3 protein-coding genes are annotated in these 5,475 nt (G+C 35.6%); 1 reads left to right on the forward strand and 2 read right to left on the reverse strand.

The window, feature by feature from the left end; genetic code table 11:
* Window positions 1-141: 141 nt before the first annotated feature.
* Both NZ519_11375 and NZ519_11380 read right to left on the reverse strand, forming a co-directional pair.
* Complete coding sequence (locus NZ519_11375) at window positions 142-906, reverse strand: hypothetical protein (GenBank protein ID MCS7029353.1); 765 nt, start codon at window positions 904-906, stop codon at window positions 142-144.
* Between the two features lie 35 nt (window positions 907-941).
* The gene (locus tag NZ519_11380; protein MCS7029354.1) at window positions 942-1,571 is read right to left on the reverse strand and encodes a redoxin family protein; all 630 of its coding nucleotides are present in this window, start codon (window positions 1,569-1,571) and stop codon (window positions 942-944) included.
* Window positions 1,572-1,772: 201 nt separating this feature from the next.
* Between NZ519_11380 and NZ519_11385 the strand changes: the two genes are divergently transcribed.
* The gene (locus NZ519_11385) at window positions 1,773-5,387 is read left to right on the forward strand and encodes an AAA family ATPase (protein ID MCS7029355.1); all 3,615 of its coding nucleotides are present in this window, start codon (window positions 1,773-1,775) and stop codon (window positions 5,385-5,387) included.
* Window positions 5,388-5,475: the final 88 nt, after the last annotated feature.

Below are 5,475 nucleotides of genomic sequence, written 5' to 3' on the forward strand. Positions count from 1 at the left end.
GCGATAGCGTAGCCCGTAGCACGCCGACCTTGCCCACACAAGCGCAGCGAAGTGTGGGCAAGGGCACGCCCAAAAAATTAAAAATTAACTTTCATAAAAAACAAAACTAAATTTATGATAGATGGTAGGCTTTGACAAACTTTAAAAGTCAGGGGGAACTATTGCAGTATAATCCTGCACAAAAAAGCCCCTCCATGTATCAATAGAATAGCCAGGATTACTTTGTATAAAGAATTTATCTTTTTTTGTACCCGTAAGTACACATTCTACTTGTGGATAATTACTATCGTAAAGCAAAAGCGATAACTTTTCGGTTTGAGGTTCATAAGCATATCCATACACTACAACTTGATGATTCTTTTGCCCGATATCCAATAAATTTCTAGCATTGACTAACCCCAAAGGCAGCGGCTTACCTTGATGTATTGATGCTTGAATAATAGGGAATTGTTCTTGCCAAGTCCAGTATTTTACGCCCTTAAAAAGCAAGTTAGGTTCATCTTCGTGCAATGTCCAAGATACAAAACGAAAGGCACTTTCTTTGAAAAAACTGTCAAACAATCTTTTTTGAATGTATTTAGCCAAAGGATGGTCATCGTAAGGAACACCTTCTTCGGTTAGTTCGCTTTTTGAACATTTGGGAATAGGTTTGCGCGAGTAAAAGTAATCTAAGGCTGCAAAAGCCATTCCTCCACATCTACCTCTGGCATGGACTTGCAAATATCTTTTACCATCATCTTTTGTAACAATTTCTGCACCTTGTTTTTGTACCCATTTAAGGATAACTTCAGGAACGTTTTTAGGGATAGGAAGGTCTATCACAGTGTTCAAAAATCCGTTACCAAAGTCAAAACCATGCGATACAGGATTAAAACCTGTACGAATATAATTGGCACTTTCAGACATAAGAGATAGAAATTTTTTGAACCGAAGATAGAAATTTATTGGTTAATATGCGGTTTAATAATGGCTAAAAGTTCTAATAGAGTAGAAGGATAAGGGTACTCTGCATCTTCATTATTGATATTACAGTAGCTAATTTTGCCATTTCTATCTACGGCAATAATAGAGGGCACGGCAAAAGGACAATAGTATATTCCACATCCACAGTTCAAGCATCTGTAACCTTTTTCGGCGTAAAAGTTAAAAGTTTCGTAGTCCATTCCATATAAAGTTCCATACTTTTTGTGAATATCGTAGTTCTCCGTAGAACGAAGCCAAATAATTTCGTTGTACTTTACATTGTTCTTTTTGAGATAAGCATCTACAATTGAAGAGTCTTTTGCAATAATTACAATTACGCGTCTATTTTTTTCATTTTTTAGTACGCTATCTTGCATTTTAATCACTTTACTTTTGTAAATGGGGCAAGTCTTATCTCGTAAAAATATGAGTGTTAAATCCGTTTTATTTTTGTAGTCTGATAGTCTAAATCGTTTTTGGTCGTGCGTTATATGGTCTATTTCAGGGGCATCTGAACCAATGGGTAATCCCGTAGGAAATAAAGCTTGCGCGCTGCAAAGCAAAGAGATAAATATCACAAAAATCAGTAGATGCAAAACCAATCTCATTACGCTGTAAAGATAAAAAATTATGCTGACAAAGAAGCCGAATCTGCTGGGCTGTATTTACGTTTTTTACAATTGTTGATAAATTGAGCGTGGTATTGAAAAGTGCATTTATGAAAAACTTTTTGGCTTTACCAAAGAAAGAAGATGTAACAAATTTTGTGTTCCTATTTACTTTTGCTATTTTTGCTTGAAGTAGTAAATATGAAAATTTTATCTATTCGCATAAGAAATTTACATTCTTTAAGAGGAGAACATTATATCAATTTTGAAGAAGAACCTTTTTTGACCCATAGTTTATTTGCTATTGTAGGTCCGACAGGGGCAGGTAAAAGCACTATTTTAGATGCTATTACTTTAGCTTTGTATGGTAGAGTATTTCGCTACTCAAACGCCCCTGCGGACAAAGTAATTAGCTTTGGTGAAAAAGATGCACTTGCTGAAATTACTTTTGTAGGAAAAGATGGATTAGAATATGCTGCATCTTGGGCTATAAGCCAAAGAAAAACAGGCACAATAGGACCTCCCAAAAGGCACATTGCTGAATCAAAAGGCAGTAAAAGAATCCTAGCTGAAAAAGAAAAAGACATAAACCCCTTACTACAAAAGATTATAGGTTTAGAGTATGAGCAATTTACTCGTTCCATTATTTTACCACAAGGGAACTTTGCTTCCTTTCTCAAAGCTAAACCAAACGAAAGAGCTGAAATTTTAGAATATATCACAGGTACAGAGATATTTAGCCAAATCTCTGCTAAAACATACGAAATTTGTACACAGAAGGAACGAGAACTCAATCAGTTGAAAGATAAGCTACAAACTCAAATATCATTACTTCTTTCCGCAGAGCAAATAAGCGAAATTCAACAAAAAATCATTGATATTGAAGAATCTTTGAAAAAAGACAGTCAAGAACAAAAAAAGCTAGAAGCACAATACGATATTTGCAGACGAATTGAACAGTACAAAAGAGAAATTGACTACCTCGAAAAGCAAAAGTACGAAATAGAGCAAAAGTACAAAGAATATAAAACTCACTTTGAGAAATATCAATTTTATGAAAAGTATGCTGACATTTATGACATGTACGACAAAAAGCATGAGTACGAATCTCAACTTGCTCAAAAAATTCAAGAAAAAGAAGAGGTAGGGCAGCAAATAAACGCACTACATCCCAAAATACAAGCTGCACAAGAAGAGATTTCAAAAATTCAAAAAGAGATTGAAACCCTCAATGAAACTATACGTGAAAAGAAACCCATTTGGCAAAAAGCCCGAGAACTTGAATATGAGCTTAACCGCTACCGTTCTCAAATTAAAGAAATAGAAAAACACATTCTTGAAATTGAACATTACATTGAAAATTTGTATCATCAGAATGAGCAAAATACCCAAAACCTTGAATGTTTAGAGGAGAAACGCAAAGCAAATTTAGAATGGCTACAAGCCCACCAACAATACGCACAACTTGCACAAAATGCCGCTCTTCTACAAAACTACATGGAAAGAAATACACAAATAGATGTAGATATCCAAACCGAAAAAAACAGGCTTTCTGAACAACAAAAAAAGCACCAAGAAATAGAACAAAAAATTGCACAGCTAATGCACACACAGCAACACATTGAGCAGCAAAAAGAAAAATACTATTCTGAAAAAACTAAATTAGAAAGTGTGATAGAGCAACTTAAAAATGATATGCCCAAAGATATCCCTGACGAAGTTTATGTATTTAAATTGCGAGAATTAAAGAGAAACGGCGAACTTTACTCTACTACACTTGAAAACCTCCAAAAAGAGCAAAAAGAACAAGAACAAATACAAAAAGCCATACAAGAGCAAGAAACAGAACTTGACGAGTACAAACAAAAAATGAGCGAATATGAAAAAGCAATTGGTAGCGCCCAAAACCAAATAGAGTGGCAAAAAAAAATTGACGAACTTGCACCTTACCGAGCTGAACTCAAAAAAGGTCAGCCTTGTCCTCTCTGCGGTGCCACAGAACACCCTTATGTAGTCCGCGTTCCAGAAGTACTCTCTCAATTACAAAAACAGTTACAAGACCTACAACAATTCTATCAGCAAATTCGCGAACAATTTATACGCACTAACGAAAATATTGAGAAAAACAAAGCAAGACTCAAAGCCAATCAAAACCAAATTTTGATTTACCAAAAGCAACTTGCTCAATATGAACAAGAATTTAATACTCTGCTACATTCACTCCATCTCAATTACGCACTTAATGATATCAGTCTTATTCAAGCTCATTTGCAACAAGTGGAAGAGCAAATTAAAACCTACTCAAGCTTAAAGCAACAAATTGAAACCAAAGACAAAGAGTTAAAAAAGATTCACAATCATTTTGAAAGTATCAAAAATCAGTTAGATGATATCACGCTCCAAATAAAAGGGTGTGAAATAGAAAAAATTAGCTGCGAAAGCGAAATAAAACATTTACAAAGTATAATTCAAAAATTAGAACAGGATAAACAGCAGTTGCAAAAGGATATTCAAACCCTCTATCCTCAATATACTCCCAGCACCACTTTTGAAGAAGTTGAACACAAGATTCGACAATACTCACAAAAAAATGAGGAAACCCAGCAGCTCACTCAAAAGATAGAAACACTTCAAAAAGATATTGAAAGGTTAGAAAGCCAAATACAACAATATATTGCCCAAAAAGACAAACAAAGCAATCATAAAAACGAATGTGAGCAAACGGCAAGGGATATTCAAACCGAAATCAAACAGCTAATTCCAGACATGTCCGCCGATGAAGAAGAGGAATTACTGCAAGCACAATTAAACGAGTATAGCCAAAGAAAAGACCAACTTCAAAGCACTATATCCGATCTTCAAGCTCAAAAAGCTAACCTTACAGGTAAGTTTCAAGAAATAGAGAGAACTACTCAAGACCTACAAACAAGTATCCAAAACCTTACCACAAGCATTGATGCCGAACAAAGTAAATACCAACTTTCCGCAGAAGATTTTAGTAATTACTACTTACCTTTGAACGAGCGAAGTGTCATAAAATCAAGATATGAAGCTTATTGTGCAGAACTTGAACAAAATCATTTGCGCTGTGAGCAAGCTTTATCTAAAAAGTCTGAACTAGAAAGCCACGTAGATGCTTCTGTTGATGCACAATTACTTGCGAAGCAAATTGAAACAATCAAAAAGCGAATTAACGAATACAACCAAGAGCTGGGAAGACATAAGGCATCCTTAGAACATGATGCAGAGGTTAGAAAAACTCAAGAAGACTTACACATACAAATACAAAAGCAGGAAGGTACTTTTAGAAGGTGGGAAAGGCTCAATGAACTGATTGGAAGTAGAGAGGGAGATAAGTTTAGAAAATTTGCACAAGGTTTAACGTTGGCTAGGTTAGCTGGCTTAGCCAATGATCACCTCAAAACTCTTAATCCAAGGTATACACTTCGTAAAAAGCCAGGGGAAAATTTAGATTTGGAAGTAATAGATGCTTATCAAGCAGGTGAAGTGAGGGAAATTTCATCTTTATCAGGCGGAGAGACTTTTTTAGTGAGTTTAGCGTTAGCGCTAGGTTTATCACAGCTAGTAGGTGAAGGAACTCAAATTCGTTCTCTATTTATAGATGAAGGTTTTGGTACTTTAGACCCTCAAACCTTAGAGGTTGCGATGACTGCTTTGGAAAACTTACAAATGACAGGCAAAGTAATAGGAATTATTTCTCACGTAGAGTCTCTTAAAGAGCGGATTCATACTAAAATTATAGTAGAAAAAACGGCACATGGAACTAGTCGAATAAAAATTTACCCACCGAAGTAGTAGTAGTTTTATTTATTTTTTTGGGCGTGCCCCTTGCTGCGCAAGGGTCGGGGCATTCCGCACTGCGCTTCGCTTCGGTGCTTCGCTA

The organism is Bacteroidia bacterium, from assembly GCA_025056095.1.
Lineage (GTDB): Bacteria > Bacteroidota > Bacteroidia > JANWVE01 > JANWVE01 > JANWVE01.

Coding starts and splice junctions, on each gene's coding strand:
- NZ519_11375 (MCS7029353.1), bottom strand. CDS start 906: ATGTCTGAAAGTGCCAATTATATTCGTACAGGTTTTAATCCTGTATCG.
- NZ519_11380 (MCS7029354.1), bottom strand. CDS start 1,571: ATGAGATTGGTTTTGCATCTACTGATTTTTGTGATATTTATCTCTTTG.
- NZ519_11385 (MCS7029355.1), top strand. CDS start 1,773: ATGAAAATTTTATCTATTCGCATAAGAAATTTACATTCTTTAAGAGGA.